This is a genomic window from Dyadobacter bucti, assembly GCF_005869225.1.
GTDB classification, from domain to species: domain Bacteria; phylum Bacteroidota; class Bacteroidia; order Cytophagales; family Spirosomataceae; genus Dyadobacter; species Dyadobacter bucti.
The window spans coordinates 913,951-933,465 of sequence record NZ_SWFP01000001.1 but is presented as its reverse complement, the minus strand read 5'-3'; the positions used below and the strand labels follow the sequence as shown (position 1 = coordinate 933,465).

The 19,515-nt window shown below is 47.9% G+C and carries 13 protein-coding genes; 8 read left to right on the top strand and 5 right to left on the bottom strand.

Going from position 1 to position 19,515, the window contains the following annotated elements; all coding sequences use genetic code 11:
* Window positions 1-10: 10 nt before the first annotated feature.
* From FBF61_RS03410 to FBF61_RS03395, 4 genes are all read left to right on the top strand, one after another.
* A complete protein-coding gene (locus tag FBF61_RS03410) occupies window positions 11-754 on the top strand; it encodes an RraA family protein (RefSeq protein WP_138475747.1) in 744 nt (247 codons plus the stop codon).
* A 544-nt stretch (window positions 755-1,298) separates the two neighbouring features.
* A complete protein-coding gene (locus FBF61_RS03405) occupies window positions 1,299-2,999 on the top strand; it encodes a hypothetical protein (RefSeq protein ID WP_138475746.1) in 1,701 nt (566 codons plus the stop codon).
* A 535-nt stretch (window positions 3,000-3,534) separates the two neighbouring features.
* On the top strand, window positions 3,535-6,912 hold the full coding sequence (locus tag FBF61_RS03400) for a SusC/RagA family TonB-linked outer membrane protein (protein WP_138475745.1): 3,378 nt from the start codon (window positions 3,535-3,537) through the stop codon (window positions 6,910-6,912).
* 20 nt (window positions 6,913-6,932) lie between these two features.
* Window positions 6,933-8,534, top strand: a complete 1,602-nt coding sequence (locus FBF61_RS03395; protein ID WP_138475744.1) for a SusD/RagB family nutrient-binding outer membrane lipoprotein — start codon at window positions 6,933-6,935, stop codon at window positions 8,532-8,534.
* Between the two features lie 505 nt (window positions 8,535-9,039).
* Here the strand turns inward: FBF61_RS03395 and FBF61_RS03390 are convergent.
* Genes FBF61_RS03390 through FBF61_RS03380 form a run of 3 tightly spaced genes read right to left on the bottom strand, consistent with a single transcriptional unit; the run spans window position 9,040 to window position 12,579 of the window.
* Entirely contained in the window at window positions 9,040-9,891 is an 852-nt protein-coding gene (locus FBF61_RS03390) for a serine O-acetyltransferase (RefSeq protein ID WP_138475743.1), read from the bottom strand.
* Complete coding sequence (locus FBF61_RS03385; RefSeq protein WP_138475742.1) at window positions 9,891-11,675, bottom strand: family 2A encapsulin nanocompartment cargo protein cysteine desulfurase; 1,785 nt, start codon at window positions 11,673-11,675, stop codon at window positions 9,891-9,893. Before FBF61_RS03385 ends, FBF61_RS03390 begins: the two co-directional genes overlap by 1 nt.
* Entirely contained in the window at window positions 11,659-12,579 is a 921-nt protein-coding gene (locus FBF61_RS03380; RefSeq protein ID WP_138475741.1) for a family 2A encapsulin nanocompartment shell protein, read from the bottom strand. The genes FBF61_RS03385 and FBF61_RS03380 overlap by 17 nt, the downstream gene beginning before the upstream one ends.
* A 382-nt stretch (window positions 12,580-12,961) precedes the next feature.
* On the opposite strand from FBF61_RS03380, the gene FBF61_RS03375 reads away from it, so the two are divergent.
* Window positions 12,962-13,426 (top strand): transposase, encoded by a 465-nt coding sequence (locus FBF61_RS03375; RefSeq protein WP_138475740.1) that lies wholly within the window; start codon window positions 12,962-12,964, stop codon window positions 13,424-13,426.
* An 86-nt stretch (window positions 13,427-13,512) separates the two neighbouring features.
* Here FBF61_RS03375 and FBF61_RS03370 read toward each other — a convergent pair whose 3' ends face one another.
* Complete coding sequence (locus FBF61_RS03370) at window positions 13,513-14,811, bottom strand: alginate export family protein (RefSeq protein ID WP_229214901.1); 1,299 nt, start codon at window positions 14,809-14,811, stop codon at window positions 13,513-13,515.
* Window positions 14,812-14,898: 87 nt separating this feature from the next.
* Here FBF61_RS03370 and FBF61_RS03365 point away from each other — a divergent pair, with 87 nt between their 5' ends.
* Complete coding sequence (locus FBF61_RS03365) at window positions 14,899-16,413, top strand: sulfatase family protein (RefSeq protein ID WP_138475739.1); 1,515 nt, start codon at window positions 14,899-14,901, stop codon at window positions 16,411-16,413.
* A 2-nt stretch (window positions 16,414-16,415) separates the two neighbouring features.
* On the opposite strand, the gene FBF61_RS03360 is transcribed toward FBF61_RS03365, so the two are convergent.
* Window positions 16,416-17,261, bottom strand: a complete 846-nt coding sequence (locus FBF61_RS03360; protein WP_138475738.1) for an alpha/beta hydrolase — start codon at window positions 17,259-17,261, stop codon at window positions 16,416-16,418.
* Between the two features lie 267 nt (window positions 17,262-17,528).
* Here FBF61_RS03360 and FBF61_RS03355 point away from each other — a divergent pair, with 267 nt between their 5' ends.
* Window positions 17,529-18,251, top strand: a complete 723-nt coding sequence (locus FBF61_RS03355; RefSeq protein WP_138475737.1) for a thioredoxin domain-containing protein — start codon at window positions 17,529-17,531, stop codon at window positions 18,249-18,251.
* Between the two features lie 12 nt (window positions 18,252-18,263).
* On the top strand, window positions 18,264-19,496 hold the full coding sequence (locus tag FBF61_RS03350; RefSeq protein WP_138475736.1) for a mandelate racemase/muconate lactonizing enzyme family protein: 1,233 nt from the start codon (window positions 18,264-18,266) through the stop codon (window positions 19,494-19,496).
* Window positions 19,497-19,515: the final 19 nt, after the last annotated feature.

The following is a 19,515-nucleotide window of genomic DNA, read 5'->3' as shown; positions in this document are numbered from 1 at the left end:
ATCGAAAATCATGAGTGTAGACCAGTATAAAAAAGAAGTGGGGATGATGAACCTTGAGAAGCTCATCGAATTCAGAGAAGGCCGTTCAACGGAGCCTTTTCCAATTCCTGACAAAGAATTACTTGAACGTTTTGAGAAACTGTACACCGGCGCGGTGAACGATGTGATGCGGGAATTTTGCCTCCTGAACCAGGCGCTACCGGGACATATTGTGCCGCTCAGGGAATACCGTACGGTGGCCGGGTTTGCTTTTACCGTGAAAAGTGCGCCTAATGCCATGATCAGGGGAGAAATGGAGTTCCGGGTGCAAATGCTGGACGAAATGCATGAAGATTCTTTTGTGGTTTGGGACACGACCGGCGACCAGAAAGCGACGCTCTGGGGCGGCGTAATGACCGCCACTGCCAAAGGCAAGAAAGTAAAAGCAGCCTGCATCGACGGTGGAATCCGGGATACGCACCAGATTCTGGAGGCAGATTTTCCGATCTTTTATAAGTACAGGATTTCCAATGGAAGCCTGGGCCGCTGCCTGATCACGCATTACCAGGTGACGCTTCAAATAGGGGATGCTACCATCAAACCAGGGGATATCATTCTCGGGGATATCGATGGTGTTCTGGTTGTGCCAAGGACCGTAGCTTATGACGTCCTGCTGCGGGCCGAAGAAATTATCGAAAACGAAAAGGTGATTTTTGGCTGGGTGAAAGAAGGACAGTCCATTCAGGATATTACGGAAAAGGGAGGATATTTTTAAGTGCAATTAATACAAAGCAAAAGGGCCGCAAATCTATGATCTGCGGCCCTTTTGCTTTGTAGCCGGTTAGGCTTGTCCCGGCCGACCACCTGATGCACAGCATCATTGTTACCGTTAGTAGAAAAACATCTACTTATTTTTTGTAACTAGTTGTATATATTTTAACTTTATAAAAAAATAAGAATATCTAGTTTATGATCGATAAACACCCCTGGTGGCTCGGTCCGGAAAAATCATCTAACAATCTACTTACCCATCCCTATGATTACTGTGCTTCAGACGCAACTTCTTTGCGAAAAGAAAGTTTGCAATTTCCAGGAATTTAGACGGCCGCCCGGCGGACCGGTCCTATCTACTCAACCCCTTTCTTCATTTTAATTATTTAGAAAGGTTTCCATCTATTCTCCTTATGGCAAGCATCCGGCAATCATTACTGCCGGTGTCATGTTGCTGTTCCCGCAATTTTTTGCATATGTCCGGCCCCATGTATTTTCGGCGCAGGGTGATTATTTAGGTCATTTACATTCACTTATTGGGTTATTTTGTGAATCTGCAATCATTGTTACCTGCTGGCATTTGCGTTTTGCTTATTGCCTTTTTCTTTTCGATTGTGATCAGTAATGCGGTCAATATTCCCAATGGGGATGATCTGTATTGCCTTTTGCTTTTCACTCAGCAGTTCAGGGATGCTTCAACGCTCACAGAACGTTTCCAGCTTTTGTTACAACAATGGGTTGAGCACCGGATTGTATATTCCAGGTTAACAGCCCTTGTTTCCTACTGGCTGACCAGTCACGTCAATTTTGTGACCATCATCGTGATCGGGAACCTGACCCTGGTCGGGTTTACGTTTCTTTTTTGGAAAATAATCAAGAAGACCGGTGTTTCTTTATATTATCTTATTCCGGTTGTACTCACGCTCTTCGGGCCTGTGGCTTACGAGGCCAATTTGTGGGCGGGCGCCAGTACAGTCTACATGCCCGTCGGTTTTATGGGACTTCTCACAATCTATCTATTGGTGTACCACGATCGTGCGGGCATTATATTGGCTTTATTCACGGCACTTTTGGCGACATTTTCCTTTGGGAACGGAATGTTTTCCTTTGTGGCCGGCCTGTTTGTGCTTCTTTACCAGGGAAGATTCAGAACAGCTTTTCTATGGGGGATGACCGGTACTGCTGCCGTACTCCTTTATTTTCATGATTTTAAAATGTACAGCGCGACCGATGCATTCGGAATATCCGGGCATTTTAAAAATCCGTTGTACCTGTTCTATAACCTGTTCGGTTTTCTGGGCGGTATCCTGGATTACACTGAGAACGTCGGTTCCCCGGTGGCCGCTGTCAATATACCGGCCCTGTGCCTTGGCTTTTTAATATTTGCGGCGATTTGCGGAGGCGGTTTCCTGCTTATGAAAGAGCGGTTTTCGGGGAGTGAATTTTCAGGGGATAATAGGCTGAAGGTAACATGGCTGGGAATGGCCGCATTCATTATTATCACATCGATCGTTATGGCCTATTCGCGAACATCCGGTGTAGGGATGAACACGCTTTCCAGCCGGTACAAAATCTACTCGATGGTTTCCTGGATACTGCTCTATTGTTTCCTCCTGATTTATTTCCGCAAACAGAAACTGGTCGGACTTTTTTTTGGTGTCACAAGTTTGCTGATGTTCCTGTTCAACTACTATACAAATTATGACAAGCTTACCAATTACAAGTCATATTTTCTCTCCGGGCTTTTTAACTACAATTACAACGGGGAGTGGCTCATATACAGGCATACGGATTATTACGAAGGGGCCAGCAAAATGCTCAGTGATTCCATTGCGGGAAACCCTGACCCTGTCTACGTTTTTAACCCTGTCTTTTCCCAGCTTTCCCGGGAGGAGCTGCAGCGGGCGCCTTTGCTGAAAAATATTGAAGTGTCCGAAGGTACAGACTGCGATGGAAGGGCGGGGAAGTGTATCAATTTGCACACCAACGACTATCCCGAAGTTTCGAATCATTTCAAAGGGATTTATCTGGTGGTCTACAACGACACAAATATTTATCTGTTTGTAGCGAACCCGGTAAAGAACGGGCGGATGAATATGCTCAGGGACGGCAAATATTACAAGAAAGGGTTTTTTCTGGACAGTAATTTGGGTGGCGTATTAAAGCCCGGCAGCCACTATAACCTTGCTATTTTCTGCCCGACCGAAGCTGAGAAGATCAAACGTATTAATTATAAAATCGAGGGTTGAGCGTTCCCAATTTTGTTTACGTCCAGCGTGACGTTTATCGTGCGACGTTGGTGCCGCACGGTATTGCGGTTTTTCTTCTCTTTGAAAGCCCCGTGCCTTTTTACTCCCGGCACGGGCTGTCGCAAAGCCCTCTTGCGCTTCCCGATTGTCACAATTCCGGATTGTTCCGGACTGAAGTTGCCTGCGGTATCAATGGCTGTCCGGCTGTTTGTAACTTATAGATCACGTACTTACGTTTCGTTGTGGGAAGCAAAATCCTACTTTTTTGCTAGAAAATATTTTATTCTTCATACCTCGGATATTTACAACTTAGATATGTATAAAATTCTGTGTTTTTTATGTTTTACTTTATAAAAATTCTGTTTTTTTGATCCTTGAAAGTTTATAATAGAGACGATAATAAAAAAAATAGTTATTATCGTTCGGGTTATTAAAATTGTTTACTAATTTGGGTTACATATTTACTTTTCTGGTTGTGAGCGGTTTGATTTTGTGATCGGATAGGTAAGTATCCACCTTAACCCAAATTTATTATATGCGAAGATTTTTAACTAAAATCATTGTCTTCTTGATGGTGAGCGCCCCGGCGGTTGCGCAAAATGTGACCGGCAAAATTACCAGCAATTCAGATGGAAAGCCGTTGCCCGGTGTGTCCATCCTGGTAAAAGGAACCACCAGAGGAACCACTACTGACGCCGGTGGACAGTTTAGTATCAATGCATCACCCGGCAGCTCCCTGATTGCATCCTTTATAGGCTTCCAAACCAAGGAAGTGCCGGTTGAAAACCAGACAGTTTTTGAAATTTCACTTGAAGAAGACGCAACCGCGCTTGGAGAAGTCGTGGTAACGGCCCTGGGGATAAGGCAGGAAAAAAGGTCTATCGGCTACGCAGTGCAGCAGGTAAAGGGTGCCGATGTGACGGTTGCCGCACCTGTGGACCTTGCCCAGGGCTTGATGGGTAAAGTGGCCGGTTTGAATATTTCTACCGGAAACGGGATAGGCAATGCCTCATCAAAAATTGTGATCAGGGGAAATAACAGCTTAACCGGAAACAACCAGCCGCTGATCGTCATCGATGGTGCGATCGTCGATAACAACCCGATCGCTCAGTCCAATATTTCGGGTCAGGACAATGTTCAGGACTGGGGAAACTATCTTAGCTACGTCAATATGGACAATGTGGAGAGTGTATCTGTTTTGAAAGGGCCGAGTGCAGCCGCTCTGTACGGGGCAAGGGGCGCGAATGGTGTGCTGCTGATCACAAGCAAAAAGGGAATGGTGCAGAAAGGACTGGGTGTCAACTACAATTTTTCTAGTAATTTTTCAAACGTATTCCGGTTTACAGATGTACAGAATGAGTATGGCGGAGGATTTGCGGCAGGGCTGTGGAGTGCAAATCCCCAATTGCCCAAAACCAGTTCAGGCGAATCCTATCTGCCCACCTTGTACGGCGGATCGAGTTATGGAAATGGCGGCACAGGTATAGGCGGTGTACATGGTACCATACCAGGAGGCTTCAATACCTGGGATATTTTCAGCTGGTTTGGCGCCAGTGCTTCCTGGGGACCCAGACTGGACGGACAAAATGTTCGCTGGTGGGATGGACAAATGAGGCCCTATTCGCCTCAGCCCGATAACCGGAAGGCCTACTACAGAGAAGGCAACGAAACTACACACAGTTTGTCTTTTTCTGCCGGTAACAACTTTGGAACACTCCGCCTGGCCCTTTCCCGTACCGATGCCAAGGCAGTAGTGCCCAATACCGACAATAACAATACCAATTTATCGCTGGGATCGAGCCTGCAGATCTCCAAGGCCCTCACTGCCGACGTCAACATCGGATACAACCAGAGTTACCGGTTGAATGCCCCGGAAATCGGGAATAATAACTCCTGGTCCAAGTTCTCTGTTTATGGAATGTCGAGAGAGTACAAGCCGCTTGAATACCAGTATTATAAAAACCCCGATGGCTCCAAATTTGATTTCGGAAGCACGTATCCCCACCAGGAATACGGGAGAGACCTTTACTGGCGGTTATATGAGCAGAACAGCCGTCTGAACAGGGACGAATTGCTTTCGACGATCAAACTGAATGCGGAGATCACCCCCTGGCTGAATGCATTCGTCAGAACTTCCGCCAACCTGATTGCCGCTAAGTTTGTGACCATTAACAATACTTCCAATGTGGACAAAGTATCCGGAGGGATGTATCAGAAAGATCTGGATAAAACCAAGATCTTTAACACGGATTTGATGGTTACGGCACATAAAGATAATTTGTTTATAGAAGGCTTTAATGTGAGCGCTTCTGCGATGTTTAACGCCTACTCGAATAAACTGACCGGAATGAGCGCGAAAAACAGCGGTAAAATGCTGGTTCCGGGAGTTTACTCACTCAATAACATCATCACTGCCGACAGAATATATGTTCCGGGAGATATCAACGATTATAACTCTTACAGGTATTACACCCGTGAGAGAAGGTATGAAGTGGAATCCCAGTCCTTATTGGGTATCCTGAATTTGAGCTATAAAAACTATCTGTTTTTAGAAGTTACCGGTAGAAATGACGTAAACTCTACGCTTACGCCAGAAAAAAACTCGACCTTTTACCCATCGGCCAGCCTTGGGTTTGTGTTTACGGACGCCTTTAATCTGGGTGCTGCCAGCAATGTGCTTTCATATGGTAAGCTCCGGTTGGCATACGGTAGAAGTGCCAATGCAAGTGATCCGTATAAACTCGGGTTCACCTATGATGTAGGTTCTTTTGCCGGTCAGCCGACGAACTCGATACCTACTACATTGAGCCCGCAGGAACTTGGATTCCAGACATCCAGCTCTATCGAGGTTGGTACTAATTTGTCGTTTTTCAAAGACAGATTAAATCTTGATGTTACCTATTACAATATCAAGTCAGTCGATCAGATCCTGTCGGCAGATATAGCGCCGTCCTCCGGTGCGAATGTCGTTACATTTAATTCAGGAGAATTGAGAAATAAAGGTTTTGAATTTATCATCAATACATCCATTATCAAAACGAACGATTTCGGCTGGAACCTGACGCTGAACGGGGCCAAGAACGATAACCTGGTGGTTTCATTGGCTCCCGGGGTAAGGGAACTTAGGATCGCCGATGTATTTGGTAACCTGGGCGCATTTATGAAAGTAACACCGGGTGAAAAATACGGGACGATCTACGGAACCGACTTTGTGAGGGATGCGAACGGCAACAAATTGTTGTACAACATCAAAGACGCTGAGGGCAATGTGTACGGTACCAAATACCAGGTTACCAATGAGCCGGTAGCTATCGGCAACGCGGCACCCAAGCTTACAGGTGGTGTAGGAAATACAATCAGATATAAGAATTTCAGCCTTTACGGATTGGTTGATTTTAAATTGGGCGGAGATATTTATTCTATTGACCACTCTACGGCTATGGGAAGCGGTATCGCCCCTGAAACTGTCGTTGAGCGAAACGGTGGCGGACTGCCCTATACGTTCCCTGACGGCTCCACTGCAAATGTCGGTGTGATCATGGATGGGTTTAACGTCGACGACAACCAAATGAATACCAGGGTTGTGAATCCGATATACAAATACGCCGGTTCTTATGCGGGCTGGACGCACCTTAACGTGCCAAGAAGCCTTTCTGTTTTTGAAAATAGCTGGGCCAAAATGCGGGAATTTACATTGTCGTACCGGGTGCCGGAGGGAGTGCTCACCAGGACGAAAGTATTCCAGAACCTGACGGTGTCGGTTATCGGGAGAAACCTTTTTTACCTCTATTCCAGCTTGCCGATGCATCTGAATCCTGAGGCTATTAACGGGGTAGGAAACGGGCAGGGACTGCAATGGTCGGGTATGCCCAGTATCAGATCTTATGGTGTAAGCCTTAAGGCCCAGTTTTAACCCTCTAATTTGTATATAATATGAAGACATATATAAAGAAAACAGCATTTTCACTTACGATTGCCTGTTCAATGGCGATGATTACGTCCTGCGAAAAGGATTTTGGGGATATCAACGACCCTTGGGAAAATAAACAGTATTCCGTTACGATCCCCCCATTGTATAACAGCATTGTATCCAGTATGCCCGAAACCGGCAGAGGAATCGCCTCAACGTTTTTGTACCAGGCTACACAACTGGCGACAAACTATGCTGCATCGGGTTTCAGGCTGGATAATCAGGTGGGCGGAACCTGGGAAAACTATTATTTTGCATTAGCCGATTATCGCAAGGCAATAGAGCTCCTGGAGGCCGATCCCCAAGCAGCCAAAATGACGAACATAAGGGCGATGCTCCAGACACTGATCGCATTAAAGACGTTGAAAACAACGTCCCTGTACGGTGATATGCCGTATACCGAGGCTGCAAGATCGATGTATGGGTCTCAGTATTACAGACCGGTCTATGACAAGCAGGCGGATATCTTTACCGCAGCTTTGGCCGATCTGAAGCAGGCAGTTGATGGTTTCAGTACCAGCGCGGATCAGGTCTCAATGGGAGCCAGCGAAACATTGCTTCGCAATGATATTCCGACCTGGATAAAATTTGCCAATTCGATCAGGCTTAAGTATGCCATGGTGATGCGTGATAAAAATGCTGCTGCGGCCGACGCCATTATTGCTGAGGCATTGAACAAGCCGCTTCTCGGTCCAGATGAAGTAGTTGCAATTGATCCTGTAACTATGGGGCTGCAGATTGACAGGGCTGGTAATTACAGGGGGAATTTCTATGTAAGAATGGGGACTACGATGTGGAACGCCATGTCCAGCACCAATGCAGAAGATGGATCGGGTATTTTTGACCTGAGGACCAAAATCTTCTTTGAGCCCAATAGTGCCGGGAAGTGGAAGCCATACCCGCAAAATCCTCCATCCAATGTACAGGCAGAAACAAGGAATGATACTGAAGGCGGAAAGAATGACCCTTACGCTGATGTGAGGCTGACTACCTGGGCACCTGCCGGTACGTACTATTATTCTCCTTTGAACATTTACTACGTAGGAGTCAGGACATTTCCCGATCTGCTCGCGACGGGAACCGAAATCAGCTTCCTGAAAGCCGAAATCTATAACAGAGGTATCGGCGGAGCGGCTGCCAATCCTGCAAGTGCCAAGCAATTTTATGAAGAAGGAATTACTTCTTCCGTCAAGTTTTGGTATAAACAGGCAAATGCCTCCGAAGTTTGGGTCGTAAACAAGCCCGCTGCGACTCCTGATCCTGCTAGCCTGGCAGCTATGCTCGCCAACCCGGCAGTTGCACTCAGCTCGACGCCCGCCACAGCACTTGCCCAGATCTACAAACAAAACTGGATCTCATTGTTTCACCAGCCCCTGGATGCATGGATTCTGCAGCGCCGGACTGGCAATGCAACTCCGAACGTGCCGCTAGCTCCAACCAGCGAGTCTCTGAATTTCAACAGACTGACTTATCCGCCGGTAGAAGTTACTTCCAATTTCGACAACTGGAAAGCCGTCACGGGCGGTACCGACAGCAGGTCCGTAAAGCCCTGGTATATGCCGTAATGATTTAGACCGTACAGTCTGTAAAAGCCCTGTGAACCAAACCGGTTTGCAGGGCTTTTTTTGTACCGAAGCGTCTCGAGCTTGTGGTCCGGAAGGGAAACTGGTTGTCAATTGCAGTACCACCGGGGCGATTGTGGCCGTGCTGTTTTAGCTTGCCCAAATGCGATCTGGCAGATTCCGTATCACCCGATAGATTGCGGCCCGGCCTTTCGGGCTCGATCTGAAACAAAAACATGCAGAAGGCAGGGTGGAAGAAAAATATGGCAAACTGCTTTTCACCCAACGCAGGGCGATGTCTGAGATCTGTGAAGAGGAAAAGACCCTGATGAAACCAATAACCAGGTCGGCAAGCCGGAAGTCCGGGAAACGGAACATCAGCTCAAATCACTTCTGCTGGAATGGATGATCGTCAACCGCGATTATTTGCCGCTGCCGGTCGCTCCGAAGCCAATCGCTCCGTAACATTGCAAATACCGGTAACGAAGTATAGCGAACAGCGGTAGCGCTAGGTGTCAGTGGCCGGGTCAACAACAGCTTTTGAAGTGATCCGAAGCTGGTGGGTGTTAAATACCTGCGAATCAGGGGCTACGCTTTTGGTAAGAAAAACACTTCCGCCAATGACGCTGTTTTTGCCAATCACCGTGTCGCCGCCCAGGATCGTTGTCCGGGCGTAAATGATCACATTATCCTCGACGGTCGGATGTCGTTTGGTGTTGTGAAGTTCCTTGGCAACCTGCAATGCACCCAGTGTAACTCCCTGATAAATACTGACATTGTTGCCAATCACAGAGGTAGCGCCGATGACGATACCAGTCCCATGGTCGATCATGAAAGGTACGCCGATGGTAGCGTCGGGATGGATGTCCACGCCGGTTTTTCCATGGGCCGATTCACACAATATTCTGGGAAGAACAGGGATACCAAGCGTGCTGAGGTGATTGGCGATCCTGTAAACCGCGATGGCGTAAAAGCCTGGGTAGGAAACAATTACTTCATTCACACTGGTGGCAGCCGGGTCGTACTCGTAAATTTTGCTCGCGTCGAGCCGTAAATTCCGGTATATGGTTTCGAGCGAACTGTAAAACGAGCTGACAACTTCCTCAACGTGAACCTCTTTCGGGTCCAGGTAACTCAGCAGGATATTTTCCAGGTCGATCTGGTTTTTTTTCAGAATACCCTCGTAAGAGGAGTTTTTCGGTAAATGGTTGCTGGGAAACAGGAACTGGACCAGGTCGTTCAGCCATGAAATCGCATCGTGCGAAGAAGGAGTTGCCTCCCATTCCGCACGATGCGTTTTTCTGAGCAGTTCAACCAGCTGCCGCGTATCCGACTGCCCCGTATGCTTCGACTGTGTCATTAGTTTCTTCCTCTCCTTAAACGATACAAAGTATCCACCAGCACATCAATTTCGGAAGTGGTGTTGTAAAATGCAAGCGATGGCCGCACGGTCGTTTCCTGCCCGAACCTGCGCAGGATAGGCTGCGCACAATGGTGTCCCGAACGTACTGCAATGCCTTCCCGGTTCAGTGCCGAACCGACTTCCTCGGTACGGAAACCTTCAAACACGAATGACAATACAGAAGCTTTTTCCTTTGCCGTGCCGATCAGCCTCAGACCGGGAATGACCTGCATGCGGCTGGAAGCATATTCAAGCAGATAATGTTCGTATTGGTTGATGGCGTCGATACCGATTTTACTCACATAGTCAATCGCCGCGCCGAGCCCGACAGCATCCGCAATGTTCCCGGTGCCGGCTTCGAAACGGGAAGGCGCTTTATGGTACTGGATATGCTCAAAAGTCACATCGACGATCATATTGCCGCCTCCCTGCCAGGGCTGGGTCGCATTCAGGAGATCTTCTTTTCCATACAAAACACCGATTCCCGTAGGTCCGAATACCTTGTGGCCTGAAAATACAAACCAGTCGCAATTGAGCCCGGTCACATCCGAGCGCAGGTGAGAAACCGACTGGGCGCCGTCCAGCAGTACTTTTGCACCGGCCGCATGTGCCATTTCGATCATCTGCCTGGCAGGCGTGATCGTTCCCAATGCATTGGAAACCTGGGTAAAGGATACCAGTTTGGTACGGTCGCTCAGCAGGCTTGCGTACTCGGCAAGGATCACCTGACCATCATTGTCCACCGGAATTACCCTGATTTTCAATCCCTTTTTGTCGGCCAGCTGCTTCCAGGGGACGATATTGGCGTGATGTTCGAGGTGGCTGAGAATGATCTCGTCCCCGGCTACCAGGTTCTGGTCGCCCCAGGTTTTCGCCACCAGGTTAATTGCCTCGGTAGTGCCTCTCACAAACACAATCTCATTGACCGACCGGGCATTCAGAAACTGTCTTACTTTTTCCCGCGCACCCTCGTAGGCATCCGTGGCCCGGGCGGCAAGTTCATGCGCAGCGCGGTGGATATTGGAATTTTCGTGCTCGTAAAAATAGCTCACACGGTCAATCACCTGACGCGGCTTTTGGGTAGTAGCAGCATTGTCCAGCCAGATCAGCGGCTTGCCGTTGACGCGTTCGTTGAAAACCGGAAAATCCTGGCGGATCAGGTCAACGTTAAAACCGGATACGCCTGGCGATTGGGTGATTGGCTGTGGGGTATTTTGTAAAAAATAATAAGCAGGGTCGCTCCCATGAAAAGCGTTTGCCGGAATCTGCGGCAGCTTTTCAAAATTGGAAATCGCTGCCAGTATATGTTTCAGCTCAATTTCCTGACGATGGTCAAACTGGTACGGCTTGAAAACCGATTCATTTACCTCAAAAGGATGTGCAGGCGCGGTAACCGGAGGTTTGATGTCCTGCGGCGACGGCGTATAGCTGTGAACGGCACCGGCAGGGGACACGCCTACACCCGTCGCCGAGGGAGGTACTTTTCCGTCCGCAAAATGAGGATCTACCAGACTTGTCTGCGGGTCGCTCAGTTGAAACCCTTCCGGCGCAGCAGGTGCTTTCGAGAACCCTGGCACGATCAGGTTCAGCATTTTCTCCATTCTGGGATGATCTTCCAGATGCGGGGACAACACAGGTTTTGGTGTTTCGTCCGGGAGGGCCGAAAACAGCTCATTCGCCAGTTTCTCGATCCATGCTGCGTCCGGCACGCCCGGGATCTGAGGATCAGTATTTATACTCATGGTAATTACCGATTTCGACATCTTCCAAAACTGCAATAGCATCGTCTACCAGCACCGCCAGTGAGCAGTAAAGAGAAACGAGATAAGATGCAATGGCTTTGTCATTGATGCCCATAAAACGTACGGACAACCCCGGCGACTGCTCACCCGGCAATCCAGGCTGGTAGAGTCCCACCACACCCTGGCGGCTTTCGCCTGTGCGGAGTAAAAGGATTTTCGTCTTGCCGTTTTCAATGGGTACTTTATCAGAAGGGATCAGCGGGATACCACGCCAGGTGATGAACTGAGAGCCAAAAAGGGAAATTGTCGGCGGCGGAACGCCTTTGCGGGTACATTCGCGGCCAAAAGCAGCGATCGCTTTCGGATGCAGCAAAAAGAACCCAGGTTCTTTCCAAACTTTCGCCAGCAGATCGTCCAGATCATCGGGAGTAGGAGGGCCCAGGCGGGTGGAGATGCGCTGGGAAGCGGTAGTGCTGCTGATCAGGCCATATTCCCCGTTATTGATCAATTCACTTTCCTGGCGTTCCTTGATGCTCTCAATGGTGAGGCGGAGCTGCTCGCTGATCTGGTTGTATGGCTTGCTGTAAAGGTCGGAAACCCTGGTGTGAACGTCCAGGACAGTATTTACTGCCGTCAGATTGTATTCGCGCGGGTTTTCGACATAGTCGATAAACGTGTGCGGCAGCTCTCTTTCGTCCCGTCCTGAGCAGTCTACCTCGGCGGTACTGCCGTCTTTTACTTTGTTCAGCCGGTACACACCGGATTCGACGGGGATCCAGTTGAGCAGGCGCGTAAGCCAGCGGGGGGTGATTGCTTCAAACTGAGGGACTGTGCGGGTTGCGATGGCCAGCTGCCGTGCGGCAACATCCCCCAACGCGGTTTGGTTTTGATTCTGTTTTGCCATTATGATCGGGTATGGTAAGAATGCAGGGCCGAACGAAGTGCCGGCCGCAGGGTCAACTTTTCGTAAACTTACAGGAAGTTGAAACCGGAAAAACAGGAAAATCTGATCGTTACCACCTGCTTTTTACGTATAATGGACATCTCTAAATGATGATCGGTACATTCATTGGAATTTCCCGCATTTTCAAGAATGTTTAGTGAATTTAATTTTGTTTTTTGTAAAAATATGATCTTATATTCTGCTATTTATCCCATTGCTTTGATAGGCAAAGGAGGTTTAAGCATTGAGGAGTTTACCACATAATTTACAAAAATCTATCAAATCCATAGATTTTATATTTTTTATTTGTTAGCTTTGAAAATGTACTCTTTCTTTTCGAACCATGCTACAAGGTAACCTGATCGACATCTATAAAAATGAGGGAATCGCCATCGCGGCGTTCAAGGATTTACGATTAAGAAAAGGTGTGACGTGCAAGAAGTGTGGCAGCAGAGAGCATTATTGGCTGACGTCCAAGCGGCAGTTTCAATGCAAGCATTGCAGGTTTCGTACCACCTTGCAAAGTGGTACGGTATTGGAAGGCAGCAAGCTTCCAATCTCCTACTTTTTTATAGCAGTGTATCTCATTCTTAAAAAAGGTAACGCATTCACGATACAGGATTTGCAGTATCATACAGGGCATAAATACTATGAGCCGCTTTACGATTTTGCGCGCAAGATAAGACACTATCTCAATGATAATGAGCAAAATGGCATCCTGATCGACTTCGTAGAAATCTCAAACCAGCAGCTGATCAGTCTTCAAACCCCCGCCAGACAAATACATCACGAACAACTCATTTCCTAAACATCGCAAAGCCCAAAAATTCACTCATTCCCCGTTCTTTATATGTAACAGTGTAAAGTGCCCGGTACTTGCGATATAACAGGGCATCAATTCTTTGCGGAGTATTTTTTCAAGTGCAGTAACCGGGGCCTGAACGAAATCATCAGATAGCTCCAGACCGGAATTTTGGTGGAATCGGATACTTTTTTCAGTAATTCCATGCGTTTTGCTGCAAAGGTGGACGAAAATCCGTAGGTGATCTCCAGCTGGCTTGCAGGTTTGAAATTCATGGAAACATCGTTTTCAAAACCCAGGTATCTGCCTTTCAGGTCTTTGCCTGGCTCACCAAACGGATGCTGTGAATAGAAAAGGTGCACATCCGCACGTGCCGACAGCTTCCTGCTGACCTGGTAAATAGCGAAGAGGTATGGGTTCACAAGCCCTTTGTCGTTGACATCGGCAGGAAACCGTGTGAAAAGGTTCATGTTGCCCATGAACTTCCAGGCGACCCCGTACAGCGGCACGAATGAATTGGTGACATCTTGTTTAATGGTGGCCTTGTTTCCGCTCAGGATTTCAGCCCCAAGCCGAACGGTGGTTTTGTCGAAAGTGTTGCTTATTTCTGGCTGAATGTAATAGGCCCGGATTTTTTTTGAACTCGCATTGCGACCATATTGATAATAAGCATTTACGGTGCCATAGAACGTGTGGAGGTAATATTCCAGCCGTCCGCCGTTGGTGATACGCTGGTAATATGCTTTGTGCAGGTTCGCTTTTTCAAATACTTCAAGCGTATTGATGGTAGTTACCGTAAAATTTTTGCTTAACTGATGTTTAAGATGGTGGACAAAAAGGAATTTGTATTGGTGCGAGGCTACCGGCGAATAGGCTATATCAAAATGTTTACCGTACGGCCGGGTAAAAGCGATGGTAAGATCCGTCGTTAGCTTTTTATTGTAAAGCAGACGGATGCCTTCGTGGGCTCTGCTCTGCTGGCCCCAGGGAGCAGCTGAAAATATCCGCCCGTTGTCCAGGGATAAGGCCTGCCGGCCAACCCGCACCGATAAGTTTCCTGTGATCGTTGGCTCAATGTATAATTCAAAAGCATTGATGCTGCCAATCTGTGAAACCCTTCCCGACTTGCCCCATACATGGATTTCCTGGGGGGAAGCGTGAAATTTAAAACGGTTGCTTGTATAGGTAATACCAAGCCGGTTCCGCTGGCTTACATAAAACTCGGGCATCACCGAGTCAGACGCCATCAGCATGAAATTATCCCTGTATTCGGCCCGTGGCCTTGCTTCAAAGTCGATGATCAGTTCACGCTTCAGCGTGTCGGCGGGTTGCGAAAATGATTTGTGGTTCAGCAGGCCGATGAATAACATCAGCAATACAAAGTAGCGCACTGGACAGATATTTTTTCAAATCTAGTAAGTCTATATATTTTATTAACAATTAGTACATTTGAATACCAACTATTATCCTCAAAAAATATGAGAAATTCTTCCAGACCCTGGCACAGCTTCGTTCAGACGGCCAGATGGTTTGCCGGCGCGGCTTGTCTGGTATCCTTGTTGCTCGGATCGCTGGCTTATAAACAATCGACAAAGCAAGCCGCAAAGCGTCCCAATGTACTTTTTATTTTTGCCGATGACCAGCGTGCCGATGCGCTCGGTGCATCCGGAAACAAGATTATCAAGACCCCGAATATTGATCAGATCGCTAAAAACGGGACACGTTTTGCTAATTGTTACGTGATGGGCGGTCATCATGGAGCAATCTGCGCGCCGAGCCGTGCGATGCTGATGAGCGGAAAAAGCCTTTTTCATGTGTATGATGTACTGACGGGTATTCACACGATGCCGATGTATTTTGCTCAAAATGGGTATGAAACCTTTGGTACAGGTAAATGGCACAACGGTGCTGAAACTTTTGAAGCATCATTTCAAAAAGGCAAATCGGTCATGCTGGGTGGCATGAGTGACCATTTTAAGGTTCCTGTGAGAGACCTCGATGCCAAGCGTAAATTGGGCGGACCGGTTACCAAGGGTTTTTCCACGGATATATTTACAGAAGCCGCATTATCGTATCTGGACGAATATGCAAAGGGTGAAAAAAACAAACCGTTTTTCTGTTACGTCGCTTATACTGCGCCCCACGATCCCCGCTCGCCCCGCACGGATTACATTGGCATGTATCCGGATCAAAGCATTCCATTGCCGGGAAATTATAAAAAATACCATCCATTCAATTACGGAGAAATGCAGGTAAGGGACGAAAACCTCGCTGCCTGGCCGCGGACCCCGGACATTATCCAGGCGACGCTGGCAGATTATTATGCATTGATATCACATATGGATGCGAAGGTGGGTGAGGTGATCCAATCATTGAAAGATAAGGGGTTGTATGAAAATACCATCATTGTATATGCCGCAGACAACGGGCTGGCTGTGGGCAGCCATGGTCTGCTGGGTAAGCAGAGCCTGTATGAGCATAGCATGAAAGTCCCTTTTATTATCGCCGGTCCCGGGATTCCCGCAAACAAAGTTTCCGATGCGCTGGTGTACCTCTATGACATATTTCCGACACTCGCATCGCTTACCGCTCTGCCCAAACCGGAAGCGGTGGACGGCCTGAGCTTGTCGGACGTGATCAGCGGGAAGTCAAAAGGTGTCAGGGAAAGTCTTTTCACCGCCTATCGTCATTTTGTGCGTGCTGTCCGCGACCGCGAATGGAAGCTGATCCGTTATCCGGAGCGTGATTATACCCAGGTTTTTAATCTCAAAAAAGACCCGCTGGAACTGGATAACCTCGCGGGGAAACCTGCATACCGCGATAAGGAAGAACAGCTTAAAAAGTTGTTGATCCAATGGCAGAAACAAACCGGCGATACATTACCGTATACCGCCAAAACGGTGCTGCCACTGGGTTATGAACCTGAAAAATTTGAGCGGACAATGGATAAGAACCAGCCCAAATACACGCAGGATAAATATTTTAAGAAATAATTTCAAATCGTCGGCTTACCCTTGATGTAGCCCAGTGATTCGAGGAAAACGTCGGTTTGGCGGAGTGTTTGGGTGAAGCTTTCACCTTTGTTGAAAAAACCATGCGGCTGGTCGGGGTAGAGAAACAGCTCGCACCGGCTGCCCGCTTCCAGCATTTTGGCTTTGTATGCTTCGGCGGTCGGTACGGAAATAAGCTTGTCTTTGGTCCCCAAAAATACGACCGTTGGGGCTGCACCTTTGGCAATATTATGAAAAGGTGAAATTTCCGGAAAACGGTCTTTGATACGATCATAACCATATTCGCCGGGCCCGTTGTTGAACACCGGATTGAACAGAACGAGCGCATTGGGCCGGGAACTGACGTTCAGGTCTTCGGAAGGTTCGTCGAGTTTGGTAAGGTCGGTAGCCGCCGCCACATGCCCGCCTGCCGAGCCGCCGCCTGCCGCAATACGATTAGGGTCAATACCCAGTTCGGCACTATGCTGGCGAACATAGCGGATCGCGGATTTTCCGTCGGCCACGCATTCAAAAGGTGTGGTATGGTGGCGGGATGCCACGCGGTAATCAGCCAGGATCGTTACCATTCCCCTGGAAGCCAAATAAACAGCCTGTTTCTGGAACTGCCCGATATTGCCGCCAACCCAGCCGCCGCCGAAGAAGAAAACAATGGCCGGGTATTTTTTGGAAGCATCAAAACCAGCAGGTTTGAAAATTTTCAGTTGAAGGTTTAAAGTATCAATTTTCTTATAAGTCCATATCGCCGGAATGGTGTCCTGCTGTGCAATGGAGAACTGCGCCATGCACATCAGCAGCGCAGCCAGTATGATTTTCTTCAATGGATTTTGCATCGGAAAATGGATGTTTCCGGAAAAATAGAAAATTAGTTGGCAAATCGAAAACTATTACTTTTATTTGCCTATCGATTAAATAGAGTATATCTTTTTCTGCTAACCACCTGCAGGGATATATGCGATACAAACGGTTCAGTAATCTGACCTTACTTCAATATGGTGGTTCAATTTCAATCCTTTACTGCTTTTGGAATACCGCGGCCTTCGCGGGAACTGCCTCATTTTTTGTGCAAAATCCAAATTCCATCTTAATACAACTTGACTATGAAGAATCTTCGACCATTGGGAACGCTGCTGCTTGCATTGATTTTTACGACCAGCGTTTTTGCGCAACAAAGTAAAAAGCGTGAACTGTTATCATTTGAGGCATTTGAGGCCAAACTCAACGCAGCCGGCAAGAATGCACAGATTTTGGACGCTCGGCTTCCCGAGGAATATGTGCAGAACCATCTGGAAGGTGCCGTGAGTTTCAGCATCGCCGACAAAGCGGATTTTGAAAAACAAAGTGCAAAACTCAGCAAGGAAAAACCTGTTTTTATCTATTCAATCGGAAACGGACGCAGCGGCGTTCTGGCGGCTGATCTGAGAGCGGCTGGTTTCAAGGATGTTACCGAAATCCCGGGCGGTCTCAGCAAATGGATCGGATTGGGCAGACCGGTGATCTCTACAACCGGGAAAGGCCTTTCACGTGATGAATATACCGCGTCCCTGAAAAGCGATAAATTGGTGTTGGTTGATTTTGGCTCGCGCTACTGCCCTGGCTGTAAGCGTCTGGACCCGACTATCGATTCCATCAAAACGGAGCAGGCTGCGAATGTGAAAGTGATCAAAATTGAGGCCTATGAAAACAAAAGCCTGGTGAAGGAACTGGGCGTGGTGGGTTTGCCAACGCTGATTTTATACAGAAATAATGAGATAGTCTGGCAGAAGAAAGGCGGCGCCTCCAAGGCTGAAATCGAAAAAGCTTTGAAAGGGCAAACCCTGTAATTTGTCGGATACATGAAAAGACGAAGATTTATGAAGAGCGCCGGTTTATTGCCGGCTGCTTTTTTTCCGGTGCCGGGCCTGAAAGACGAAAAGCTGACAGTCACCGGCATTGCCGTTCATGAGGTAAAAGTAAACGCCCGCGGCAACTGGCATTTTATAGAATTAAAAACCAACAAAGGCATAACCGGGCTGGGAGAGGCCTCGCACGGGTTTTCGGCGGCTGCTAAAAACGGTGCCGCACAGCTCCACGCCGAGATCAATTTGTTATTTGAATTGGTCAAAGGCGAGTCGCCGTTTGCCATCGAGCAGTTTCGGCAACGCGGATTGAAAACTGCGGCGGCAAAAGGAAAAACGGCCATTACTGCATTCAGCGCCATTGAACATGCACTGTGGGACCTTACGGGCAAGGCTTTGGGCGTACCGGTTTACAACTTACTTGGAGGAAAACTGCGTGACAAGCTGAAAGTGTATGCCAATATCAACCGTGCTACCAACGAACGCGACGCCAGCGGCAGAAGGCTGATCGCTTCTTTCCAGCAGAATGCCGAAAATGCATTGAAAAGTGGTTTTAAGGCTGTAAAACTTGCGCCTTTCGATGACATGAAGCCGCTCAAAACAGCCGATCAGAAGCAGATTGAATCGGATATTGACTATGCGGTTTCCTGTGTGGAAGCCGTGCGCCAGACTATCGGGAAAGAAACGGATCTGCTGATCGATGTACATAGCCATCTGAACAAAGACCTCGCGATAGCCACGGCCAAAAGGCTGGAGCCTTCCAATTTGTATTGGTTTGAAGAAGCCATCGATCCTGAAAAATATGTGGAAGATACAAAGGCGATTACCGATGAGATCGGGCAGGGTTCGGCTGGGGGAGAGTCTATTTTCGGGAGGCAGGGATTTAATAAAATCATTACCACACGCGCTTTGGATATCATCATGCCCGATGTGAAACATTGCGGCGGCATCCAGGAATTGCGGTTTATAGCCGCTCAGGCCGAAATCGCGGACAATATTACGGTGGCACCGCACAATCCGAGCGGGCCGGTTTCCACCGCCGCCAGTGTGCAGGTTTGCGCCTCGATTCCCAATTTTTCCATTCTCGAATATGCCTATGGAGAAGTTCCCTGGCGTGCCGACCTGCTTTCACCTGCGGAACGTTTTGAAAATGGGTATATTGGCGTTCCGGATACGCCGGGCCTTGGGCATAAGCTCAATGAAACTTTATTGAAAAAACATACGGTTTAATGTCAATGTTATCTGTTCA

Bases quoted from the DNA above. Each gene is read 5' to 3' on its own strand.
- FBF61_RS03395 (WP_138475744.1), top strand. From the start codon at position 6,933: ATGAAGACATATATAAAGAAAACAGCATTTTCACTTACGATTGCCTGT.
- FBF61_RS03365 (WP_138475739.1), top strand. From the start codon at position 14,899: ATGAGAAATTCTTCCAGACCCTGGCACAGCTTCGTTCAGACGGCCAGA.
- FBF61_RS03360 (WP_138475738.1), bottom strand. From the start codon at position 17,261: ATGCAAAATCCATTGAAGAAAATCATACTGGCTGCGCTGCTGATGTGC.
- FBF61_RS03380 (WP_138475741.1), bottom strand. From the start codon at position 12,579: ATGGCAAAACAGAATCAAAACCAAACCGCGTTGGGGGATGTTGCCGCA.
- FBF61_RS03375 (WP_138475740.1), top strand. From the start codon at position 12,962: ATGCTACAAGGTAACCTGATCGACATCTATAAAAATGAGGGAATCGCC.
- FBF61_RS03400 (WP_138475745.1), top strand. From the start codon at position 3,535: ATGCGAAGATTTTTAACTAAAATCATTGTCTTCTTGATGGTGAGCGCC.
- FBF61_RS03390 (WP_138475743.1), bottom strand. From the start codon at position 9,891: ATGACACAGTCGAAGCATACGGGGCAGTCGGATACGCGGCAGCTGGTT.
- FBF61_RS03410 (WP_138475747.1), top strand. From the start codon at position 11: ATGAGTGTAGACCAGTATAAAAAAGAAGTGGGGATGATGAACCTTGAG.
- FBF61_RS03350 (WP_138475736.1), top strand. From the start codon at position 18,264: ATGAAAAGACGAAGATTTATGAAGAGCGCCGGTTTATTGCCGGCTGCT.
- FBF61_RS03355 (WP_138475737.1), top strand. From the start codon at position 17,529: ATGAAGAATCTTCGACCATTGGGAACGCTGCTGCTTGCATTGATTTTT.
- FBF61_RS03385 (WP_138475742.1), bottom strand. From the start codon at position 11,675: ATGAGTATAAATACTGATCCTCAGATCCCGGGCGTGCCGGACGCAGCA.